This is a genomic window from Candidatus Nitronauta litoralis, from assembly GCA_015698285.1.
In the GTDB taxonomy this organism is placed as follows: Bacteria; Nitrospinota; Nitrospinia; order Nitrospinales; family Nitrospinaceae; genus Nitronauta; species Nitronauta litoralis.
On sequence record CP048685.1, the window covers coordinates 2,110,607 to 2,128,987 of the forward strand.

The 18,381-nt window shown below is 49.8% G+C and carries 20 protein-coding genes; 4 read left to right on the top strand and 16 right to left on the bottom strand.

The genetic code is table 11. The features are described from left to right. Window positions 1–219 precede the first annotated feature (219 nt). The 6 genes from G3M70_09690 to G3M70_09715 form a co-directional block, all read right to left on the bottom strand. Window positions 220–873, bottom strand: coding sequence for a hypothetical protein (locus G3M70_09690; protein ID QPJ62124.1), 654 nt, complete (start codon window positions 871–873; stop codon window positions 220–222). A gap of 33 nt (window positions 874–906) precedes the next feature. Further along, window positions 907–1,944, bottom strand: a complete 1,038-nt coding sequence (locus tag G3M70_09695; GenBank protein QPJ62125.1) for a Gfo/Idh/MocA family oxidoreductase — start codon at window positions 1,942–1,944, stop codon at window positions 907–909. Between the two features lie 210 nt (window positions 1,945–2,154). Next, window positions 2,155–2,547, bottom strand: coding sequence for a flagellar protein FlaG (locus tag G3M70_09700; protein ID QPJ62126.1), 393 nt, complete (start codon window positions 2,545–2,547; stop codon window positions 2,155–2,157). A 42-nt stretch (window positions 2,548–2,589) separates the two neighbouring features. Continuing rightward, window positions 2,590–3,441 carry a flagellin FliC gene (locus tag G3M70_09705; protein ID QPJ62127.1) on the bottom strand — a complete coding sequence of 284 codons (852 nt, stop codon included), beginning with the start codon at window positions 3,439–3,441 and terminating at the stop codon, window positions 2,590–2,592. 111 nt (window positions 3,442–3,552) lie between these two features. Further along, window positions 3,553–4,425 carry a flagellin FliC gene (locus G3M70_09710; protein ID QPJ62128.1) on the bottom strand — a complete coding sequence of 291 codons (873 nt, stop codon included), beginning with the start codon at window positions 4,423–4,425 and terminating at the stop codon, window positions 3,553–3,555. Between the two features lie 366 nt (window positions 4,426–4,791). After that, window positions 4,792–5,649, bottom strand: a complete 858-nt coding sequence (locus G3M70_09715; GenBank protein ID QPJ62129.1) for a flagellin FliC — start codon at window positions 5,647–5,649, stop codon at window positions 4,792–4,794. 365 nt (window positions 5,650–6,014) lie between these two features. Between G3M70_09715 and G3M70_09720 the strand changes: the two genes are divergently transcribed. After that, window positions 6,015–6,167, top strand: a complete 153-nt coding sequence (locus G3M70_09720) for a hypothetical protein (protein ID QPJ62130.1) — start codon at window positions 6,015–6,017, stop codon at window positions 6,165–6,167. 61 nt (window positions 6,168–6,228) lie between these two features. Here G3M70_09720 and G3M70_09725 read toward each other — a convergent pair whose 3' ends face one another. After that, complete coding sequence (locus G3M70_09725; GenBank protein ID QPJ62131.1) at window positions 6,229–7,086, bottom strand: flagellin FliC; 858 nt, start codon at window positions 7,084–7,086, stop codon at window positions 6,229–6,231. Between the two features lie 230 nt (window positions 7,087–7,316). Further along, on the bottom strand, window positions 7,317–8,051 hold the full coding sequence (locus G3M70_09730; protein ID QPJ62132.1) for an NTP transferase domain-containing protein: 735 nt from the start codon (window positions 8,049–8,051) through the stop codon (window positions 7,317–7,319). Between the two features lie 56 nt (window positions 8,052–8,107). Between G3M70_09730 and G3M70_09735 the strand changes: the two genes are divergently transcribed. Next, window positions 8,108–9,025, top strand: a complete 918-nt coding sequence (locus G3M70_09735) for an LD-carboxypeptidase (protein QPJ62133.1) — start codon at window positions 8,108–8,110, stop codon at window positions 9,023–9,025. An 11-nt stretch (window positions 9,026–9,036) separates the two neighbouring features. Here G3M70_09735 and hisF read toward each other — a convergent pair whose 3' ends face one another. The 3 genes from hisF to G3M70_09750 all read right to left on the bottom strand — a co-directional run bounded on the left by hisF (window position 9,037) and on the right by G3M70_09750 (window position 12,567). Beyond that, window positions 9,037–9,891 carry an imidazole glycerol phosphate synthase subunit HisF gene (gene hisF, locus G3M70_09740; protein QPJ62134.1) on the bottom strand — a complete coding sequence of 285 codons (855 nt, stop codon included), beginning with the start codon at window positions 9,889–9,891 and terminating at the stop codon, window positions 9,037–9,039. Then, window positions 9,881–10,615 carry a 1-(5-phosphoribosyl)-5-[(5-phosphoribosylamino)methylideneamino]imidazole-4-carboxamide isomerase gene (gene hisA / locus G3M70_09745; GenBank protein QPJ62135.1) on the bottom strand — a complete coding sequence of 245 codons (735 nt, stop codon included), beginning with the start codon at window positions 10,613–10,615 and terminating at the stop codon, window positions 9,881–9,883. Before hisA ends, hisF begins: the two co-directional genes overlap by 11 nt. Before the next feature lie 245 nt (window positions 10,616–10,860). Continuing rightward, window positions 10,861–12,567 carry a diguanylate cyclase gene (locus G3M70_09750; protein QPJ62136.1) on the bottom strand — a complete coding sequence of 569 codons (1,707 nt, stop codon included), beginning with the start codon at window positions 12,565–12,567 and terminating at the stop codon, window positions 10,861–10,863. A 278-nt stretch (window positions 12,568–12,845) separates the two neighbouring features. Here G3M70_09750 and rfbC point away from each other — a divergent pair, with 278 nt between their 5' ends. Beyond that, the gene (gene rfbC / locus G3M70_09755) at window positions 12,846–13,385 is read left to right on the top strand and encodes a dTDP-4-dehydrorhamnose 3,5-epimerase (protein QPJ62137.1); all 540 of its coding nucleotides are present in this window, start codon (window positions 12,846–12,848) and stop codon (window positions 13,383–13,385) included. A 1-nt stretch (window position 13,386) separates the two neighbouring features. On the opposite strand, the gene G3M70_09760 is transcribed toward rfbC, so the two are convergent. Both G3M70_09760 and G3M70_09765 read right to left on the bottom strand, forming a co-directional pair. Continuing rightward, a complete protein-coding gene (locus G3M70_09760) occupies window positions 13,387–14,058 on the bottom strand; it encodes a hypothetical protein (GenBank protein ID QPJ62138.1) in 672 nt (223 codons plus the stop codon). Between the two features lie 67 nt (window positions 14,059–14,125). Continuing rightward, on the bottom strand, window positions 14,126–14,785 hold the full coding sequence (locus G3M70_09765) for a hypothetical protein (GenBank protein QPJ62139.1): 660 nt from the start codon (window positions 14,783–14,785) through the stop codon (window positions 14,126–14,128). 181 nt (window positions 14,786–14,966) lie between these two features. Here G3M70_09765 and G3M70_09770 point away from each other — a divergent pair, with 181 nt between their 5' ends. Continuing rightward, the gene (locus G3M70_09770) at window positions 14,967–15,764 is read left to right on the top strand and encodes a hypothetical protein (GenBank protein ID QPJ62140.1); all 798 of its coding nucleotides are present in this window, start codon (window positions 14,967–14,969) and stop codon (window positions 15,762–15,764) included. 179 nt (window positions 15,765–15,943) lie between these two features. Here the strand turns inward: G3M70_09770 and G3M70_09775 are convergent, their stop codons facing one another. The 3 genes from G3M70_09775 to G3M70_09785 all read right to left on the bottom strand — a co-directional run bounded on the left by G3M70_09775 (window position 15,944) and on the right by G3M70_09785 (window position 18,315). After that, the gene (locus G3M70_09775; protein ID QPJ62141.1) at window positions 15,944–16,711 is read right to left on the bottom strand and encodes an SDR family oxidoreductase; all 768 of its coding nucleotides are present in this window, start codon (window positions 16,709–16,711) and stop codon (window positions 15,944–15,946) included. Beyond that, complete coding sequence (locus G3M70_09780) at window positions 16,708–17,571, bottom strand: hypothetical protein (GenBank protein ID QPJ62142.1); 864 nt, start codon at window positions 17,569–17,571, stop codon at window positions 16,708–16,710. The genes G3M70_09775 and G3M70_09780 overlap by 4 nt, the downstream gene beginning before the upstream one ends. Before the next feature lie 108 nt (window positions 17,572–17,679). Continuing rightward, the gene (locus G3M70_09785; protein QPJ62143.1) at window positions 17,680–18,315 is read right to left on the bottom strand and encodes a peroxiredoxin; all 636 of its coding nucleotides are present in this window, start codon (window positions 18,313–18,315) and stop codon (window positions 17,680–17,682) included. Window positions 18,316–18,381 lie beyond the last annotated feature (66 nt).

An 18,381-nucleotide genomic window follows, 5' to 3' on the forward strand; every position in this document is an offset into this window, starting at 1 on the left:
AGGTTTAAAATATTTTGTAACTTTTGGCTAAGGCTCGGCGTGGTGCTAAGAGTTCTTTAGAGGAAACACTTTGGGTGCGAACTGCTTTGGAAAGCCAGAGCCTTAAAACCGTAATAGAACCACCGGCAGAAAAGTATCAAGCTCTCTTAAAAAATAACACAGGCTCTTTTTATTTTCACAAAAAATTTTGTTTTCGGCGGTAGTTGAAGGCAGGAAATTTTAAACACCCAGCAGGCCGAAGCCCCAAACGGCGAAAAACAGGACAAAGGCAAGACTCCACAGGACTGCGGGTCTTCTGCGAAATTGGCCTTTGGCATTAAATCCCTGGATGATCAGTCCTACCAGACAGCCCACCCAGCCGATAAAACCGGCTTCCGAGACGATGGACCAGGCAACATTGGGCGACCGGTCCCTCTCAAGACGGTTCAGGTTTTCTGCTCTGCGTTGTTCAAATGGTTTTTTAGCAATGGCCGGGGACGTTGCCGGAGCCTTGGCCATCAAGGTTGCGATTTTTTCATTACACCTTGAAATCCAATCCTTGCCGGGGGTGAAAAAACTGCGAGTGCTGTAAAACCCTCCACGTAGCGTCCGGTATATTTCGAGAGCTTCCTCGGAGAAATTTCTTTTCTCATACTGCTCTGCAATAGACCAGATGCGGTTCGCCGCTTCATCTGCCGTGCCAAGGCCGGGAAGGTGCCATTTAATAGCGCGAATATAATGATCCACCGCTCGAGTGGGTTTGCTTTGATTTAAGAAATGATCCCCCACGGCCAGTTCGCTTTGAGCACTGAGATAAACTTTGGCAACGCTGGAAAATGCCAGCACAATCAATAGCATTATCAGCCAGGACAACCAGGATTCAGAGATTTTCATAAAGAAACTTTTGTAGTGACTATTAAGGTTCTTTTACCTTATCCGAACCTTTGTACCATTTTTTTGTGCGGAATCATAAATGGCGGTGATTATTTTGAGGGCCATGAGTCCATCTTCACCACTGGATTTGCTGGTTTTCCCCTTCAGGATACAGCCGACAAGGTCGCGTGCAGCACCAGTGAAGGGACTCTCTTTGTTTTTGGGTTCCGGAAATGGCACCTGCTCCAATTCCTTAAAACCGGTAAAACGTCTGCTTTTTTTAGTGACATAAAGTTCACGACCCGCATTGCCTATCAACAGTCGACCTTCAGTTCCCTGAATATCGAGCTCAAAATTAAAATAACGCCTTCCGCCCCCACCTTCAACAAAACCAAGAGCCCCGTTTTTAAATTGCAGCATAGCGGTAGCGGTTTCTTCTATATGCTGCTTCCCGTGTGGCCTGTTTTCGTGACCGCTTACCCAGGCGACCGGGCCACCGAAGAACACCAGCAGGTCCAGAAGATGTGTGCCATCGTGAAACATGGGCCCGCCGCCAAATTGATCAACGCGGCCTTTACCGGGTGGACCGGATAACGTGTTTCCCACGATGGTTCTGATTTCTCCAATTTTTCCCTGTTGGACGAGTTTGTGCGCAAGCGTGTAAAACGGTTCCCAGCGCCTTTCATGATTGATGACAAGAGGGATGGAATGTTTTCTGAAAGCCCGCACCATCCTTGCTCCCTCTTTAACGGTAAGGGCTATGGGCTTTTCGCAGAGGACACCTTTTATATCCGCTTTTGTACAGGCGAGGGCGAGTTTGCTGTGGGCACGGGTCCAGGCTGCGATGGAAACGATATCGAGGGATTCTTGTTTTAAAAATTCTCGATAATTCGTGTACAAGGCATCCACATCCCAGCGTTTCCCAAATTGATCCAATCGCTCCTGATTGAGGTCGCATCCCGCGACGATCTGTGTTGAAGGCAGCGCGTTAAATCCACCTGCATGGGTGCAGGGTTTATCTCTTAGTGGGTCATTTTCCAGGAGGCTGCCTATGCGCCCGCAGCCGATAATGCCAACCTTGAGTTTTTTCATAGAGTCTGGTGGGGAGTTGAAAACCAGGTGGGTCAAAAATACCTGGGTGATTATAGCATTCAGGTTGGATGTGCAGAGGGCAAAAAAAAGCATCCCCGAATTTCGTTTGGGAGGCGGGGATGCCTTTTCATCAAGGAGTATTCAAATGGCTTCTTCAAATACTATCTGGTTTTTTCACACACTAATTAATCAGGAGTCGATAGTTGTCAATTAAACGTTATCGAAGGCCTGACTTTGATAGGCCTCAATTTGCTTGGCCAGTTTTCTGGCTTCCGGAGACGGGATCTGCCGCAACTCTTTTTGAGTTGTGGGATCGACTACTTTAATGACGACCTCCTTCGAATCCAGGTCGATGGCGTATTGGGTTTTATTACCCGCAAGACCATAGCGCTCTGGAGTCTGATGAAAAAAGGTTCCGGAATCATTCTGGGCTTTGCCTTCACCAGATTGACTGGTTTGGACGACATCCACAGGCTCCTGGAAAGGCACAGGCGCAGCGGCCGGTGCAGATCCTGAACCTGATGCTGAACGTCCACCGGCAGCCGCAGCCTCTCGCGGGTGGAAATTGGCGCCCAGGGTAGCCGGGGAAATTGTGAATGACATGGTGCTTCTCCTTCCGTTCTATTTTCGAACTGCCATCCTGAATCAGGACAGCAGAGTCAATACCGATTGTGGAATCAGGTTCGATTGACTGACCATGGCCGCACCACTTTGAACCAATATCTGGTTCTTGGTCAGGTCCGTCAGTTCTTCCGCCAGATCCGCGTCGCTGATCTGAGATACGGCAGCGTTCAGGTTTTCAATAGTGATGTTCAGGTTATTGAAAGCGCGGTCCAGCCGTTGTTGGACGGACCCTGCCCGTGCTCGTATTTCGATCAGTTCATCAACCGCTGTACTCAACTGGTCGAGCGCAAGCAGAGCATCCCCTTCAGTCGAAATCCGCGAGTTTCCTATACCCAGGTTTGCTGCCGAGACTGTGGTCAGGTCGAGAGCCTGATTGAGATCGATGCGATCATCGGTCGCAGTTGTTGCTCCGATTTGAAGGATCAGATGTTTGGGATTTGATGCCGCCAAGGTTCCATCGAGAATTCCCCCACCAGCAAACTCGGTCGTGTTGGTGATACGGTCGAGTTCGGCTTTGAGCTGCTGGAATTCCAGGTCGATGGTCTGGCGTTCGGTTTGCCCGATAGTGCCTGTTGCCGCTTGTGAGGCCAGTTCGCGCATGCGGATCAGAATTCCGCTTTGTTCCCCCATGGCTCCTTCAGCCACATTGACAAGAGCGACCCCATCGTTGAGATTCCGTGTGCCTTGACGCAAGGTGCGGGAATCCGCTTTCAATTGTTCGGTGATAGCGAGCCCTGCCGCGTCGTCGGCCGCAGTTCGGATCCGGATTCCAGACGCTATGCGGGAAATCGCTCTCCCGAGCATATTGTTATTGATGTCCAACACCCTCTGGGCATTCTGCGAGGATATATTGGTGAAAATTCGCAAAGGCATGAAATGTTTCCTCCGTGAATTAATGACCCATTCGTCGGGCCAAATTGATCTGGCGTCCTTGCCAGACCATTCCCTCAAACTCGGTTTGGGGAAAATGCCGTTGTGAAAAAACTACTGAAGTAGCTGTAATACAGTCTGCGGAATCAGGTTGGCCTGCCCCACCATTGCAGTTGCGGCCTGCACCAGAATCTGATTTCGGGTAAGGAGTGCCACTTCTTCTGCAATGTCTGCGTCCCGGATAGCCGACTCGGCGGCTGTCAGGTTTTCGATAGAAATCGACAGGTTGGCAATGGTTCGGACCAGCCGGTTTTGTACTGCGCCGACTTTACCGCGACCCTGCGTGACAACGCCGATGGCCGAATTCATGCTGTCCAGCGCAGTCAAAGCAGCGGCAGCAGTTGTGACGGCCAGGGTGTCGATTCCTAATGAGGATGAAGTGATGGCCTGCAAATTGACCTGTTGGTTCAGGTCGATGCGGCTGTCCGGACTGCTGTCGATTCCCACCTGGATTAAAATGCGGTCACCACCGTTAGCATTGGTTCCCGCTGTGCCCGAGGCCAGTGAACCGTCCACCAATTTTTGACCGTTAAATTCTGTGGTCCCGGCGATACGATCGATTTCTGTCCTGAGTGCGTTGAACTCCAGTTGGATCGTCGCCCGTTCGGTGGAGCCGACGGTACCGGTTGCGGCCTGTGAAGCCAGCTCCCGGAGACGAATGAGAATACCGGACTGTTCGTTGAGGGCCCCTTCCGCCACGTTGATCAGTGAAATTCCGTCGTTGGAATTCCGGACCGCTTGTCTCAAGGCTCGTATATCCGAACGTAGTGATTCAGAAATTGCGAGCCCCGCAGCATCATCAGCACCACGGTTGATGCGGATACCGGACGCAATACGTTCAACTGACGTTGCCAATCGATCGTTATTGATGCCCAGGATTCTCTGCGCGTTGAGGGAGGGGATATTGTTGAAAATTCTGACTGGCATGATGTCTATCCTCCGTGATAGTACAGTGATCTTCCATAATCAAACCCGGCTTCCCTGCCGGGCCGGCTCCGAAATTTTCTGGAACCCATTTGAGGTTCAAGGCTGAGGTCCCTTCTTGGGTTCCTCATGCCGTGTCCTCGACCCACCTATCGGGATTTAAAAAAAATCCCTTTACTGTTTTTTTTTAAATCAGGAAGAAATTTCCGGGGGACCTGCATCGGAGAATTTGGAGAAGCGGGGGATCGGGTTTTGTTTATCAGGAGTTAGGGGATGGATGGGATAGGGAAAAAATTGCAAAAAAAATCGCAGCGGCCAACCCCAAACGGGGTCGACACGCCGCGAATATTTTTTTCAGCTTTAAAAAAACTAGCCGAGGAGCTGCAATACGGACTGAGGAATCAGATTGGCCTGTCCAACCATCGCGGTAGAAGACTGTACCAGAATCTGGTTCCGGGTTAGCAATGCAACTTCTTCTGCGATGTCTGCATCACGAATCGCAGATTCCGCTGCCTGCAGGTTTTCCACCCCAATTGAAAGGTTGGAAATGGTACGGACCAACCGGTTTTGAACGGCACCGACTTTACCACGGCCAGCCGTTACGGTATCGATCGCTGAATTGATAGAATCCAGTGCGGTCAACGCGGCAGCAGCCGTGGTGACAGACAGGATATCAATGCCGAGGGACGTTGCTGAAATGGAAGTCAGGTTGACGTCGGTGTTCAGGTTGATTCGACTTGATGAGGTTGAGTCGATACCGACCTGGATCAGGATCTGGGAGCTTGCGGATACTCCCGATGCTAATGAACCATCGACCAGTTTTTGACCGTTAAACTCGGTGCTGTCTGCAATACGGTCGATTTCATTTCGGAGTGCTGTGAATTCGAGTTGGATCGTAGCACGCTCGGTGGAGCCAACGGTACCGGTTGCTGCTTGAGAAGACAATTCCCGCAAACGAATCAAAATACCGGCCTGCTCATTGAGAGCACCTTCAGTAACATTGATCAGGGAAATTCCATCGTTGGCATTTCTAACGGCCTGTCTCAGTGCGCGGATATCGGAACGCAGTGATTCGGAAATCGCGAGGCCGGCGGCATCATCTGCACCCCGGTTGATACGGATACCGGAAGCAATACGCTCAACTGACGTAGCCAACCGGTCGTTGTTGATACCCAGAATACGCTGTGCATTAAGCGAGGGTATATTGTTGAAGATTCGAACTGGCATTTTACATCCTCCTTGATTTGGATTGAAGTCGCATCCCCGGGCCTCCCAACCCTGGAATACTTCTTTTTTTTATCCGGCGAAGAACCTCCCATGCTCTTCACCTTTTTTCGTGTCCAACTTGATTCTGGCCGTGGACGTGGCGACAGGCCTTTTAAAGCGGTATTGGCTGCCTCCGGATACAACTGGGGCCAATCTGCTTATCGGAGTGGATGTTGATAACTTGAGGGGTAATAAAAAATAATGGGCACCCTGCAATTTTTCAAGGAATCAGGATGCGGGGAAGAGGGGGGGCGGGGAAATTTTTTTGAAAGTTTGGGCGATCCGGGTGCGGACAATGGAGTAAACCTCCACCGCCGCAGTCCGGAATGCCCTGTCCACGTAATTATTTCCAGATGGGAACAACCCAGAGGTATCTGATTCCGCAAGTAAATCCGGGAGGTGCGGAGTCAATTCTGGTGTTCCGGCCCCAAACCACCGGCGGAGGATGCCAGACCGATGGTTGTATCCGGATTTTATAACGTGGTATCTGTAATCCGGCGAAACGAAAGGAAAACCCGTTTCAGAGTTTCCCGATTCCGCTTATGCCAGAAGCTGTAATATCGATTGAGGCGCCAGATTGGCCTGCGCGACTGCTGCTGTTGCCGATTGCACCAGGATCTGGTTCCTTGTAAGAAGCGCTACTTCTTCAGCAATGTCTGCGTCCCTGATTGCAGATTCCGCAGCCTGGAGGTTTTCAACGGTTATAGACAGACTGGAGATTGTACGGACCAGCCGATTTTGAACGGCCCCAACCTTACCTCGACTCGCAGTGACCGTATCGATGGCTGCGTTGATTGAGTCCAGGGCAGTCAGAGCTGCTGCAGCAGTGCTCACCGCCAGAATATCCAGACCAAGAGAGGTTGCTGAAATAGAAGACAGGTCAACTTGCTGATTCAGATTAATCCGGCTTGAGGTACTTGAATCGATCCCCACCTGGATCAGAATCTGACTGCCTGCGGCCACGCCTGAGGCGAGTGATCCGTCTACCAGCTTCTGACCGTTAAATTCTGTGGTGTTGGAAATACGATCAATTTCGTTGCGGAGTGCGTTGAATTCGAGCTGAATCGTGGCACGCTCTGTAGAACCTACGGTACCGGTTGCGGCTTGTGACGACAGCTCTCGCAGACGGATGAGAATACCCGACTGTTCGTTGAGAGCACCTTCGGCAACGTTGATGAGGGAGATACCGTCGTTGGAGTTCCGGACGGCTTGACGCAAAGCGCGGATGTCTGATCTCAGTGATTCTGAGATTGCGAGACCGGCTGCATCATCGGCACCCCGGTTAATGCGGATACCGGAGGCGATTCGTTCAACCGACTGGGCCAGCCGGTCATTGTTGATACCCAGTATGCGCTGGGCGTTTACAGACGGGATGTTATTGAATATACGTACGGGCATTTCCTAATCCTCCACCAAGAGTTGGAACTAAAAAAATAAACGGAATTATCCGATTCAAATGCGTTTTTTAAGGGTGCTACCGTGTCGCTGAGTCCTCCTGTCACCAGGATTTCTAAAGAGTTGCCAGGTTTCCGGGATCGGGCAATCACCAGAACTTACAACTCACCTCAGGTACGTTATCGGCAGATATTTTGAGAACTTTAGAGGAGGAAATACGATTTTTATTATTTTTATTGGCGCCAGTCCTTTTGCTCGACGTGGGCGTTCATGCCATAAATTTCAGGACGATTGACCAGATAGAACACGACCTGTTCGAGGTCTACCGGCAGATAAGAAATATAAAACTTCTCATAAAGATGGCGGATCAATTCAAGGTCCTCACTGGTATCCACGGTGAGGCGGAGTGGCAGGTTGCGCAGATAAAAGGGGGCTGATATTTTTTTTACATTGTAGTCAGCCTCATGGTCAGCAAAAAAAGAGGTCACATGTTCGATATATTTGGGTTCACGAGTGGCTTCTGCAATTTTTTTCAGGGCTGCAAGCCGGACCATTTCCGACCCGGTGCCAAGTGGAACAGGATCTTTTACAATCGTATAGTCTGCTCCCGATTGAGTGTGTTCCCTGGAAAGTTCAATCATCAAGGGAATATCTATCAGGGGGTTATCGCCACAAACCCGGAGGAGGTTTGTAGCGCCAACAGATTCCGCTGCCCCGATGAATCGTTCCAGCACGTCATCTTCAGGCCCCTTGTGACAGGTAATGTTAAGGCGGTCCGCTATTTCCACAAGAGGTGTTTCTGTATTCAGATCCGGCACGGCGAGTATGATGTGGTCAAAAACCCCCGCAGCCTTGACTCGATTGATGATATGCTCGGTCATGGGTACACCGGAAATTTCGGCCAGGGCTTTTCCTGGATAGCGCGTGGACCCTGTTCTAGCTTGTATGATTGCGGCAGATTGGCTCATAGACAGTAAAACCTTATGATTAAAAAGACATTGTATCGATTGAACGGGATATTGCAATGACCGTAAAAAAGCGCTGGATCGAACCCCCACTTTTGAAAAAAGGCGACCGGATCGGAGTGGTTGCACCGGCCGGACCTGTCGACCCGGGGACTCTCGATAAGGGCCTGGGTGTTCTCCGTCAAATGGGATTCGAACCGGTGCCGGGCCAGTTCGTCCGTAAACGTTCCGGCTTTCTTGCGGGAAGTGACAAGGAACGTGCTCTCGATTTAATGGCGATGTTTTGTGATCCCGATATCCACGGCATTGTATGTGCCCGGGGAGGGTACGGTGTCAACCGGGTTTTGTCTTCACTCAAGGCCGATGTCATCCGGAAAAATGCGAAAGTGGTGGTGGGCTGCAGCGATGTGACCCTGTTGCTGATCTATCTCAACCAGATGTGCCGTACGGTGGCATACCATGGACCGTTGGCTGCAGCGAGTTTTGGTTGTCATCCGATGGCTCTATCAAAAATACAATTTGTGCGAATGCTTACCGAAGGGCAGGAACCCGCTTCTTTCAAGGACCCGAAAAGTCGTACCCTTTTTGGAGGGACTGCCGAAGGAAGGCTTGCAGGGGGCAACCTCACGCTAATGTGCCGGTCTCTGGGAACGCCCTATGAAATTGAGACGCGCGGTTCGTTACTGCTGATTGAAGATGTCAATGAACCGGCTTATAAGGTCGATGGCATGTTGTGGCAACTTGGGCAGGCGGGAAAGTTTAAAGGCGTAAAGGGATTGATTGTCGGAGAAATGATCGACTGTCGATTCAATAAAGGGCAGAAAGGCAATCTGGATGATGTGTTCCGCGATCATTTTGAAAAGCTGAAAATTCCGGTGATGGTGAACTGCCCCATTGGGCACGGCCCTGAAATCTGGACCTTACCTGTAGGCCGTAAAGCCAGCCTGGATACGGGAAAGCGGACGCTTGTGGTCTAGGGAATCAGCTCTCAGCCCGATGGGTTTACCGGGCTGCGGACGGTGATGCCACGTTCGGCAAGATATTGTTTGGTTTCGGGAATGGTCAGTTCTTTGAAGTGGAAAATGGAAGCGGCCAGGACGGCATCGGCTTTTCCTTCTGCCAACGCATCATAGAGATGTTCGAGATTCCCGGCTCCCCCGGAGGCAATAACAGGAATGTTGCAGGTGTTGGATACAGCCTTGTTGAGCGGCAGGTCATAGCCCTGCTTGGTGCCATCCCGATCCATACTGGTCAGTAAAATCTCTCCTGCACCAAACTTCTCCATGCATTTGGCCCAACGGACAACATCGATGCCCGTCCGGTTGCGCCCGCCATGGGTGTAGACTTCCCAATGCAGTTGGTGCGTTCCTTTAGGAACAATCAAATCCGGGTAACGTTCCCGCCAGTCAATTTCGGATTCAACATCGGGCGCATCCGCCGCCACCTGTTTGGCATCAATTGCAACCACGATGCACTGGCTGCCAAACCGTTCTGCAGCCTGCTGCACGAAATCAGGATTGTGTACGGCGGCTGTATTGATGGCGACTTTGTCCGCCCCCGCTTTCAGCAGATTGCGTATGTCGTCGAGTGTGCGCACGCCCCCACCTACAGTCAGTGGCATAAAGATTTTTTCAGCGGTTCGGGCCACCACATCCATGATGATGTCGCGTTTTTCGTGAGATGCGGTGATGTCGAGAAAAGTCAACTCGTCCGCGCCCTCAGCTTCATAGGCTGAAGCGATTTCGACCGGATCACCGGCATCGCGCAGGTTAACGAAGTTAACCCCCTTGACCACCCGACCATCCTTGACGTCGAGACAGGGGATGATGCGTTTAGCCAGCATGGTCTTTGGCCAGTTTGAGCGCGTCTTTGAGTTGGAAACTTTTATCGTACAGGGCCTTGCCGACGATCATGCCTTCGACCCCGCATTCGGCAAGCTCAGATATCGCTGTGATGTCTTCGAGCCGGGTTACGCCGCCTGATGCGATGACGGGAAGCGATGTGCTTTCGCAGAATGCGCGGACCGCGTCGAGGTTAGGACCCTGCATCATGCCATCGCGTCCGATGTCGGTGAAGATGAATCCTGCCGCACCGCAAGACTCCATTTGTTTTGCCAGGTCGGATGCCTTTTTTTCGGAGACCTCGACCCAGCCTTTGACTGCCACCATGCCTTCTTTGGCATCGATGCCGACCATGATTTTGCCGGGATATTTTTTTGCGGCCTGTTCCACGAATGCCGGTTCCTTGAGCGCGATAGTGCCGAGGATACAACGGTAGGCTCCGGCCATGAAGTAACCGTCGAGGGCTTCCATAGTGCGGATGCCCCCGCCGACCTGGATGTCGACGGTGCTGCTATAGATGATGTTCTTGATGATTTCGGCGTTTCGGGGCAGGCCGTCGAACGCCCCGTCGAGATCGACGATGTGGATGAGCTGGGCACCTTCTTCGTCCCAGTGGACGGCCATGGCCACCGGGTCGTCGCCGTAGACCGTTTCACGGTCGGCCTGACCCTGCACGAGGCGGACGCATTTACCGCCTTTGATATCGACTGCGGGAATGACTTTCAAGTCTGGACTCCTGTTTTGCGTTGAGGTATCAAGAACGAGCGATTATATGCGGCACAGAAGCCGCTGTCAAAACTTCCCTCATTTTAAAGGGAACGGGGAAGATCCTTCTTAAGGTATTGAAGTTATTTGACTGCTTTCAGGTTGTGAATTTCTGGAATTCAAACATTTTCAGTGAAATAAGGTGCTGCAGGAGGGCCTTTCGCCTGAAATGGCAGCAGGGAAAACAAGTTTTTCCAAATAGATATTCAAAGGGAATCGGGAGAGTAAAATTGAATATTGTTACTGCCAGCACTTTTTGCAGCATACATGGCTTTATCCGCCCTTTTCAGCAGCTCTTTTTCATCCTCTGCATTATCAGGAAAGATGGCAATCCCGATACTGCCGCCGATGGAACAATCACGACCATTGAAATCGATGGGCTCCTGAATTTTTTGCAGGAAACTCCCGGCGATTTTTTTTATGCCCTCAATGTCAGAGATGTGTTCAATGACTGCGACAAACTCGTCTCCTCCAATTCGGGCTACCAGGTCTGTTTCCCGTACTGAATCTGAGATGCGCTTTGCAATGGTTTTGAGGACATGATCACCAGCATCATGACCTTGGGAATCGTTGATCTGCTTAAATTTGTCAAGATCGATAAACAGGAGGGCTACCTTCAGATTGGTTCTCCCGGCCCGTTTTATTGCTTCACTCAAATACTGACTAAACGCCAGACGATTCGGCAGGTTGGTGAGCGCATCGGTGTGCGCCAGTTGCCTGTAGAAACTTTGTTTTTGTTTGAGCAAGGTCACATCCGACCATACACCCACCATTCCCCCCACATTGATTGGGTTCTGACGGACAACAGCCCATCTCCCATCTGAAAGAACGTCTTCATCTTCTACCTCACTTATCGGACGTATTCTGCTTTCGAAAGCATCAAGGCATTGTTGAATATATTTTTCTTTATTCATATCGCTGGGGAATCGTGTTCGGTCAGCAGTCCAGGCCCTTAAAATTTTTTCATAAGGTGTGCCGGGAACCAGAAAATCTTTGAGGTTCGGATACATGTGGGAAAAAACAGAGTTGCTCAGAACAAGCGTTCCTTTTTCATCAAACAATAAAAACCCATCGTTGATACTTTCCAGAGCTGACACGATTCTTTCCCGTGTAACTCGAACCATGTTATAGGCAGACTGTAAGTTGCTATCCACTTTCACTGCTATGATGGCAATGAGCACAATCGCCAGGGAGGCAATTGAAACTCCTGTATAAAGCCACACCGGGCTTATAAAACGACCTAAGTTGAGATCCTTGTCAGGGGTCGGAATATAGATGGCGGCTTCCATGGCGATATAGTGCATGTCGGATACGGCAAGCCCTAATATTGCGGCACTGGAAATCTGGAAAAGAGTGATTTGCCATCCAACGGCCTTTTTATTCCTTAATATCTCTGCATACATGCCGATAATGCCCAGGATTACTGCGGTGAGAATTGACAAAAAAAACCAGCTTTTGTCGTAGAACATCCGGGCTTCAATCTGCATGGCTGACATGCCAGTGTAATGCATGGCTGCAATCCCAATCCCTATGCTGATTCCGGCAAGGATCCTGTTGAGGTGACTGACAGGGCGAGTGGGGTGATTCAACAAGGTGAGAGTGATTGCGCAGCAGATGATAACCGGAATAATGGAGATAATTGTGAGGGACAGATTGTATGTGACGGGCAGGGGCAGTTTGAATGCCAACATGCCAATGAAATGCATGGCCCACACTCCCACTCCCATTGTGAGGCTGCCAATCGCGAGCCAGACCCAATTGAAATTTTTGCCATTCCGGGCATAATTGCCAAGGCGAAGACCCGTATAACAGGCAACCGTTACAATCAGATAGGAAAGAGTAACCAGATTCAGGTTGTATACACCTGAAAGTGGCGGAATGTCATTACCTGAAAAAGAATAAAAATTAATCATGAGCCCACATTGCGCAGTATTTTTAAAATAGCGGGAATCATAATATTGTCTCCGTCAGGATGCGTATCTTGAGACGAATCGGGTTTTAATTTGAGAAAATGTACAATTTTAGTCTAATTTCCTTGATTTAGATTTGCCATAAAATTATTCGAATGTTGCAGACAAATGTAGTCAACGGCCAGATGGGGTTTTTTAGTCAGGCCTGTTGCTTTGATTGCACTATCCCTATGAGGTCTTTATAATTTCGGGAAATCTATGAAAAATACGAAAGGGAGTCCATGAAAGTTTCGAAGACGACGTTGCAGGATGTATTGCTGATCGAACCCAGGGTGTTCCGGGATGACCGGGGTTTTTTCATGGAGACCTATAATGCCCGCCGTTATCACGGTCAGGGGATCGACACCCCGCTGGTGCAGGACAACCGCGCGTTTTCTTCCAAAGGGGTTTTGCGCGGACTGCATTTTCAGAAGCAGTTTCCACAGGCCAAGCTGGTATGGGCCACCCATGGCGAGGTGATGGATGTAGTGCTCGACCTAAGAAAGTCTTCACCAACCTTTGGTAAATGGGAAGCGTTTCATCTGACCGCTGAAAATAACCTGCAGGTGTTTGTGCCGGTCGGGTATGCCCATGGATACGCGGTGCTGAGCGAGACTGCGGAGTTTGCTTACAAGTGTTCGGAATTTTATCACCCGGAGGATGAGGGCGGGGTGGTGTGGAATGATCCGGAACTGGCAATCGACTGGGGGGTAAAGGCCCCGATCGTGTCTGAAAAAGACCAGGCCTTGCCCCGCATGGCGGATCTTAATTTCAGTTTCTGATTCAGGCTGCGATGCCTTTTTGAATCAGGCGCACAAAGGCCTGCAATCCCTTCTCGACTTCTTCTTCAATATTGACGTTTTCTTTCCCTTCGTTTCGAATCGAATACTGCACCAGTGCTTCATCAAGCCGTTTTCGCAGTTTTTCCTCCACTGCAGGACTTTTTTTCATTTCGGACCGGTACAGCGTGTAGATACTCTTCATGATTTCCTGTCCCGGTTTGCTGGCCAGCATCTGGTCGTAATCGAATCCGTGCGATTCCGCAAACTCGATGAGGCGGTTGATCTTTTCCTGGAACTGGTTGTAGGCTTCAACCCCGATCATTACCGATACAGAATGTGCCAGCGCCGGGACCACACAGGAGTGCAGGTCGGCATCGTGAAGTTTTTGTTCCATGACGTGGATGAAAAACCGGCCGACATGCTCGGAACGTGAATTCTGCTGGGTGCGTTTGCGCGCGTGTGCCTTGGTTTTTACCGTGTCGGGATCGTGGGTGACGATGCCTTCAAATACAGAAAATAGCTGATCAAACAGGGTGGAGGTTTCCGCTTCCATCAGGGGGAGGGCCTTGTCTTCCTTCAACCTGGGGTTGACCTTCAGGATCTTGTACAACTTGCGCAAGATTGCCTTTCTGGCCTGGTGAATCCGGATTTTATCTTCTGGTTTGAGTTCCACGTTTCCCCTATGGTTTTTCGAGTCGGGGTCTTGAAAGGATTTGTTTTCTAATATGATCTTTAATGAACTATTTGTCCAGACCCATGAGGCGGGTGAAATCTCCGTAGGCCCCTTCTATATTTTTTTCGATATTAAATTCTTCATTTGGATGTTCATTCTGGTAAATCACAAGTGCGGCATCGATCTGGTTTTTTAACTGAGCCTCGAAACCCCCTGATATTTTCATTTCATTTCTATAAGCCTCAATGATTTCCTGAATAAGGGCCCTGGCTGGGGGGGACTCCAGCATGTCTCCATAAATGATTCCATGTTTCTTGGCGATCTGGATCATCTGCTGGATACGGTCAGAAAACTGGTCGTAGGTTTCCTGCCCAAGCAGATTGAGCACGGATTTGCAGAACACGGGAATGAGGCATTCCTTGAGATATCCCTTTCGCAGCTCACCATCAAGCGGATGAAGGAACAGGCGACCGACGTGATCCTGCCGCTGGGCTTCGGTTTCCAGAAGAAAATACTGGTCAACCAGTTCCCGTGAATTTTCCTCCATGGAAGATTCTACACATAAATCACATATTTTGACGGCTTCTTTCTCCGCCAGCGCAATGATTTCCTCCTCTTTGAGGTCCGGATTATTGCGCACAATCTGCAGGGTTTTTCGAATAATGACCCGTCGGTACTGGTGGGTCCGTATCGATTCTTTTTGGAATAAGGGCTTGTAGTCGGTCATGAGTTGATACGAAAATTTACGTGGATGGCATTCTATCACAACCCGGAAAATTCAAAACCGCTATAAAATCATAGGGTTTCAAGTGTAAATCTTTTTGAAAAAAGGGCTTATGTTTGTTTTTGAAAATGCCGAAAAGAGGGGTGAGCCCGAATTTGAAATTGGCTGGTGATGGAGAAGGAAAATGGAAGTACAGACTGCAACGCAACCCCATATATTGTTTGACCAAAAAACCTCCGAAGCTCAGGTAGGAGTTCAGAATACTGGTGACTTGAGCCTGCGCACCCGGGAAGGTGATCTGGTCAATTTGTCGTTCGGCAATGAATTCCAGTTCGCCCAGTCCCAACAGGAAACGGTAGAAAACGGTGTTGTGACCCAGGAAATTTCCACGGTGGCTCAAGCTGCGGCACGCTACTCCCTGTCTGTGGAAGGGGACCTGAATGAAGACGAGTTGGCCGCTATCGATGCTCTAGCTAAGGGGATCCAACCGATCGCTGAAGAATTTTTTCTGAATGGTGAGTTTAATTTTGATGAAGCCAGTGAAACCCTGAGAGCCAGCCTGGGAGAAATTCAGGAAGTGGAACTCAGGTTGGAACGCACCATAGCGGCTACGTTTGCGTTTCAACAGACCCAGTTGACGGGTCCCAGTGGTGAAGGTGGCGGTGAGGGTGAAGTGGTTCCGGAGATTGATCCGGCCGCCCTCAATGAACTGGGTACCTCGGATGGATTTCTGAATTTCCCGAATGTGCGGGATATCACCCAGTTGGTCTTGTCCGTAATCGAAACCGAATTTCCTGAAAAAGGTCTTGAGGTTTTCGGAAGCAAAGCCCTGGTTCGATCCCTCAGGGAATTTCTCGACGTACTCCGAGACCGGGTGACAGTTTCGCTGAATGGTGCGAAACCTGTGGACGGTTCCGAACCGACCACAGTTGAGTCAGCAGGAACACCGCAATCCAACGTTCAGGATTTTATAGAAGTCTGATTCTGAAAAGATAGAAATTATAAAAGCCAGACGGGTTTCCCGTCTGGCTTTTTTTGTTTGGGAGAGTGTAGTTTTTTAGACGCGTTCGATATCTCACATTCTGTAAAACGTTAGGGAGTTGGCCGTGCGCCGAGCACCCGTCTGGCTTTTTTTATTTGGAAGAACGTGGTTCCAATGAGTCAGGGCATCATGGCGCCATTGTTGATGTCGAGAGTTTGGCCGGTTAGCGAAGTCTGGGCATCGGACATCAAAAACGAGACGAGACCTGCTATTTCTTCCGGAGTCGACATTTTGCGAAGAGGTACCTGTTGCATGGCTTGCTCAAATGCTTCCTCTTTGGAAATTTGAAGGGCCTCGGCAAATCCTTCTATCCCTTCCTGAGCCATAGCCGTATCGACCCATCCCGGGCAGAGCGCATTGACCAGGATTTTTTCGCCTGCCAGTTCGCTTGCCATGGACCGCATCAGCCCAAGAATTCCGGCTTTGGAAGCGCAGTAGGCGGAGTAGCCTGGTACACCCAGACGAGCCAGTATGGATGAGATGAAAACCACCTTTCGATAATCGTTGTCTGCTTTGCTTTTGAGGTAGGACAGACAGGCGTTCAAGGTATGGTAGCTACCGGTCAGGTTGGTGTCTATGATCTCCTGCCATCGGTCATCTTTTCCGGGATAGTTCTCTCCACCCACCCCGGCGTTGATGACCACTCCATATAAAGATTCAACCCCGGTCTTTTGCAAGGCATTGTCCAGGGCGTTCCGGTCGCGAACATCGCAGCCGGCAATAAAGTGTTTTTCTGAAGAAGGCATTTGGGATTGGGCCTCTTCCAGTCTTGAAATAGTTCGGCCCATCAGGATTAGCGAATAGCCATTTTCAGCCAGCACTTTGGCGATGGCCAGCCCGATACCGGTGCCAGCTCCCGTTACGAGAATAGTTTTCATTTGGGTCAATCCTGGTTTGGATCGAGAAGGATTTTGCTGTATTCGATCAGTTGCGAGGCTTTTTCTTCCTCGTTGTTACGGTTGAAAACGGTGATGAGGTTGTGCAGCATGCGCACCAGAATTTCCCTGGAGGGTGTGACGTTGAGGAATTTGTTTTCAAACTCCAGGCCAAATCCTTGAACCATCTCAATGCAGGCTTGCTGGGTCAGGATGCGTCCATTGTTGAAGGGATCGAAATAGACAGGGCTTTCCGGATGGCTTAACCGTGCAATAAAGTGACAGGGCATGCCAACGCCTTCCACAGGAAGATCCAGTCTTTTTCCTACCAGGATACATATAAGTGACAAGGTAATGGGGATCCCAAGCTTTGTTTCCAGGACCCGGTCAAGGTAACTGTTATCGGGATTGAAATAATCCGACTGATTTCCTCTGAATCCTTTTTCTTCAAAAATAAACCGGGACAGTTTTTTCACTATTTGTTCGGGAGTGTCCGATGAATCCAGCTGGCCTTTGAAGTTATTGGCCAATTGATCCAAAGTGAGTTCCACTTCCCTTTCAGCGTTTTGTCGGAAACCATCGATTTCCATGATGAGGCAGGCCCCTCGTTCGAGGTCCAGGTCGGCTCCACCGGATTCTTTGGAAAACGTAATAAACTTTTCTTTTAAGAGGACTGGATGCAGTGCGTTCAGAACGTCGGCCACCCTTTGGCGCAGCTTGGGGTTCTCGCTGACAGCTGCTTTTTCGAGATAAGGTATTGCAGAAGAACCGAGATTAATCAGATTTTCTCGAACCTTGTTGTAGACGAACGAATCGCGATCATCCAGAAGGCGAATGAGGGAGTCGATATTTTCGTGGCCGGGTAGCGTCATTAATTGTCCAAATTATATTTATTAAGGAGATTTTTACCGGCAAAGGCCAATCCCCTGAATTCAGGGATTGGCCAAAGCCAGCATTTAATCTGAAATTAGAACCATCAACTAAATATTGGGTTGAGGTGTCATCCTGAGGTAAGGTTTGACCTCTTTATGCCCTTTTGGAAATTTCGCTGGAATATCTTCAGTTTTGATTGCCGGTACTACCACGCAATCGTCACCATGCTTCCAGTCGGCCGGAGTTGCTACCTGGTAATTAGCGGTCAACTGCAGAGAATCGATAACGCGAAGCAGTTCGTCGAAATTCCTTCCTGTGGAAGCTGGGTAAGTGAGTGTCAGTTTGACTTTTTTGTCAGGACCGATGATGAACACCGAACGGACCGTCATATTGTCCAAAGCATTCGGATGAATCATGTCATAAAGCTGCGAAACCTTGCGTTCCGGGTCAGCAATGATTGGATAACCCACAGTGCAGGACTGTGTTTCATTGATATCCCCGATCCACCCTTTGTGGCTTTCCACATCATCTACGCTGATGGCGATGACTTTGACGTTGCGTTTTTCAAATTCACCTTTCAAATTGGCCACGCGTCCGAGTTCGGTGGTGCATACCGGGGTGTAATCTTTGGGATGCGAGAACAGCACGCCCCATCCGTCACCAAGCCATTCATGGAATTTGATTGTTCCTTCAGTGGTCTCGGCGGTAAAGTCAGGTGCCGTGTCGCCTAATCGAATAGCCATTGCGTGCTTCCTTTCCTCTATAATAGGGAATGATTTTTTGGATTTAAAAGATGCCGCAGTTTGATG

What these genes read in the sequence shown, in the direction of transcription:
- G3M70_09690 (QPJ62124.1), bottom strand. Translation starts at nt 873, where the DNA reads ATGAAAATCTCTGAATCCTGGTTGTCCTGGCTGATAATGCTATTGATT.
- G3M70_09695 (QPJ62125.1), bottom strand. Translation starts at nt 1,944, where the DNA reads ATGAAAAAACTCAAGGTTGGCATTATCGGCTGCGGGCGCATAGGCAGC.
- G3M70_09700 (QPJ62126.1), bottom strand. Translation starts at nt 2,547, where the DNA reads ATGTCATTCACAATTTCCCCGGCTACCCTGGGCGCCAATTTCCACCCG.
- G3M70_09705 (QPJ62127.1), bottom strand. Translation starts at nt 3,441, where the DNA reads ATGCCTTTGCGAATTTTCACCAATATATCCTCGCAGAATGCCCAGAGG.
- G3M70_09710 (QPJ62128.1), bottom strand. Translation starts at nt 4,425, where the DNA reads ATGCCAGTCAGAATTTTCAACAATATCCCCTCCCTCAACGCGCAGAGA.
- G3M70_09715 (QPJ62129.1), bottom strand. Translation starts at nt 5,649, where the DNA reads ATGCCAGTTCGAATCTTCAACAATATACCCTCGCTTAATGCACAGCGT.
- G3M70_09720 (QPJ62130.1), top strand. Translation starts at nt 6,015, where the DNA reads ATGCCCTGTCCACGTAATTATTTCCAGATGGGAACAACCCAGAGGTAT.
- G3M70_09725 (QPJ62131.1), bottom strand. Translation starts at nt 7,086, where the DNA reads ATGCCCGTACGTATATTCAATAACATCCCGTCTGTAAACGCCCAGCGC.
- G3M70_09730 (QPJ62132.1), bottom strand. Translation starts at nt 8,051, where the DNA reads ATGAGCCAATCTGCCGCAATCATACAAGCTAGAACAGGGTCCACGCGC.
- G3M70_09735 (QPJ62133.1), top strand. Translation starts at nt 8,108, where the DNA reads ATGACCGTAAAAAAGCGCTGGATCGAACCCCCACTTTTGAAAAAAGGC.
- hisF (QPJ62134.1), bottom strand. Translation starts at nt 9,891, where the DNA reads ATGCTGGCTAAACGCATCATCCCCTGTCTCGACGTCAAGGATGGTCGG.
- G3M70_09750 (QPJ62136.1), bottom strand. Translation starts at nt 12,567, where the DNA reads ATGATTAATTTTTATTCTTTTTCAGGTAATGACATTCCGCCACTTTCA.
- rfbC (QPJ62137.1), top strand. Translation starts at nt 12,846, where the DNA reads ATGAAAGTTTCGAAGACGACGTTGCAGGATGTATTGCTGATCGAACCC.
- G3M70_09765 (QPJ62139.1), bottom strand. Translation starts at nt 14,785, where the DNA reads ATGACCGACTACAAGCCCTTATTCCAAAAAGAATCGATACGGACCCAC.
- G3M70_09770 (QPJ62140.1), top strand. Translation starts at nt 14,967, where the DNA reads ATGGAAGTACAGACTGCAACGCAACCCCATATATTGTTTGACCAAAAA.
- G3M70_09780 (QPJ62142.1), bottom strand. Translation starts at nt 17,571, where the DNA reads ATGACGCTACCCGGCCACGAAAATATCGACTCCCTCATTCGCCTTCTG.
- G3M70_09785 (QPJ62143.1), bottom strand. Translation starts at nt 18,315, where the DNA reads ATGGCTATTCGATTAGGCGACACGGCACCTGACTTTACCGCCGAGACC.